The 2,023-nt window shown below is 67.6% G+C and carries 2 protein-coding genes; both read right to left on the bottom strand.

Annotation, left to right across the window (positions count from 1 at the left end; genetic code table 11):
• Positions 1 to 145 precede the first annotated feature (145 nt).
• Positions 146 to 796 (bottom strand): CpaD family pilus assembly lipoprotein, encoded by a 651-nt coding sequence (locus G3436_RS25560; protein WP_163950972.1) that lies wholly within the window; start codon positions 794 to 796, stop codon positions 146 to 148.
• A gap of 17 nt (positions 797 to 813) precedes the next feature.
• Positions 814 to 2,023, bottom strand: a 1,210-nt coding sequence (locus G3436_RS25565; RefSeq protein WP_163950975.1) for a type II and III secretion system protein family protein, incomplete at its 5' end; no start/stop codon positions are given.

The raw sequence follows: 2,023 nt of genomic DNA on the forward strand, positions 1-2,023 counted from the left end.
CAGCTGCGCAGGCAGGCCCAGGCGTGCAGGTATTCGGCGAATTGCGTGGTGTCGGCCGCGGTGGCGGCAACAGCATCAGCGGCGGGCGTTCTTCGCTGTCGGGCAGGGTGGTACGCGTGGTGTCGTTCATCGGATCGCTCCCCGGTCAGTCTTTGTTGAAGTCGATGTCGAGCAGCTCGACAGTTTCGTGACGCTGATAGCGTTCCACGGCGTTGACCGCCGCCACGCCGTCGCCACCGTCCAGCGCCTGGGCGCGGTTCAGGTCGCGCGGGTCGGCGAGCATGGCGGCGATGTTGGCGCGGTTGGCGCAGCCCAGCGGGCCGACGGCCATGAACGGGTGCACGGTCCAGCGGCTTGGGTCGGCGATGTGGCAGTCGGGTATCTGCGCGACCACGGCCTCGGACACCACCTGCAGGTCGGCAGTGCTGGCATTGCTGGGGCTGAGCTGGGTGGGGGCGACGATGACCTGGCGTGCACCCAGCTGCTTGAGCGCTTCGCTCAGGCGCGTGGCCAGCTGTTCACCGGCCAGGGTGGTGGGGCGCAGGGTCAGGCTTTGCTGGGCCACACGGCCCTGGCGTTGCAGCAAGGTGTTGAGGTCGGCCAGCGACTCGCGGCTCAGGCCGCCATGGCCGGTGGCCGTGAGGTTGGCGACCATGGCCGAGGGCTTGGCCTGGATCGCCAGGTTTTCCGGGAACGGCGCGTAGGTGGCGATGCGCTGGTTGTTGACGTTGCGATCGCAGGCGCCCAGCAGCAGTGACAGCGACAGGGTGACGAACAGGGGTTTGGCGGCGTGCATGGGCAAGGCTCCGAGACTTAGTACAGGTAGCCGGCCGAAGCCTGGCTCGGCAGTTGCGCGTCCAGCGCGCGGATGCCGCGGCCGGGGGTCTGCAATGCGCTTGGGGTGGTCGGCTCGACCACGTTGGCGGTGGCGATGATTACCAGCTCGGTGTCTTCCTGATTGCCTTTGTGGGTTTCGAACAACCGCCCGATACCGGGGATGCTGCGCAGCCCCGGCACACCGGTGACCTGCTGGTTGATGTTGCTGCGCAGCATGCCGGCCAGGGCAAAGCTCTGGCCGCTGGCCAGTTCTACCGTGGTGTCGGCGCGGCGTACCTTGAAGGCGGGAATCACGTTGCCTTCGAGCATTACCGCACCTTCGTCGCTCAGGTCGCTGACCTCGGGCGCCACGTGCAGGCTGATGCGGTTGGGCGAGAGCAGCGTGGGCGTCATGCGCATGATCACGCCGTACTGCTTGTATTCGATGGTCACGTTGTTGTTGGTGATGATCACGATCGGCACCTCGCCGCCGGCGGCAAAGCCTGCCGTTTCGCCGGACATGGCGGTCAGGTTGGGCTCGGCCAGCACGGTGGCCAGGCCGTCTTCGGAGAGCGCAGTCAACAGCCCGCCGACGGTGGTCGACCCGTAGCGGTGAAAGCCGCCGGCCACCGCATTGATGGCGCTGCCACCGCTGAACAGGCCGGTGGTGGCGTCGAACAGGCCGCCGGAGCTTCGGAAGAAGTAGTTGCCGTTCTTGAGGGTGGCTTCCCAGTTCAGGCCCAGCTCGGAGGTCAGGCTGCGCGAGACCTCGACGATACGCACGCTGAGGTTGACCTGCGCCGACAGCTCGACCTTGAGCTGGTTGACCACCCGCGGGCCGTCGCTGCCGCCACCACCGCCGCCACCGTTGGGGCTGCTGCTGGGCGAGCCGAGGTAGGCCTCCACCGCGTTGATCACCTGGCGTGCCTGCTGCGGGGTACGCACCGTGCCACGCACGATCAGGCCCTTGCCCGAGGACGGGCCGAACTCGACCTTGGAGCCCGGCACTTCAGCGGCGATCTGTTTGCTCAGGGCATCCAGGTCGTAGTCGGCGATCACGCGGATCGCGGCGATGACCTGGTCCTGTGCGTCCAGTGCATACAGGGTGGTGGTGCCGGCGCCTTCGGCGAACACGAACACGCTGCCGGGGCCCGGCACCTGGTAGCTGGCCACTTTCGGGTCGGCCACCAGCACCTTGGCCGCCACC

Origin of the sequence: Pseudomonas brassicae, assembly GCF_010671725.1 — a bacterium.
In the GTDB taxonomy this organism is placed as follows: domain Bacteria; phylum Pseudomonadota; class Gammaproteobacteria; order Pseudomonadales; family Pseudomonadaceae; genus Aquipseudomonas; species Aquipseudomonas brassicae.

Excerpts from the sequence above, each read along its gene's own strand:
- G3436_RS25560 (WP_163950972.1), bottom strand. The coding sequence starts at position 796 with ATGCACGCCGCCAAACCCCTGTTCGTCACCCTGTCGCTGTCACTGCTG.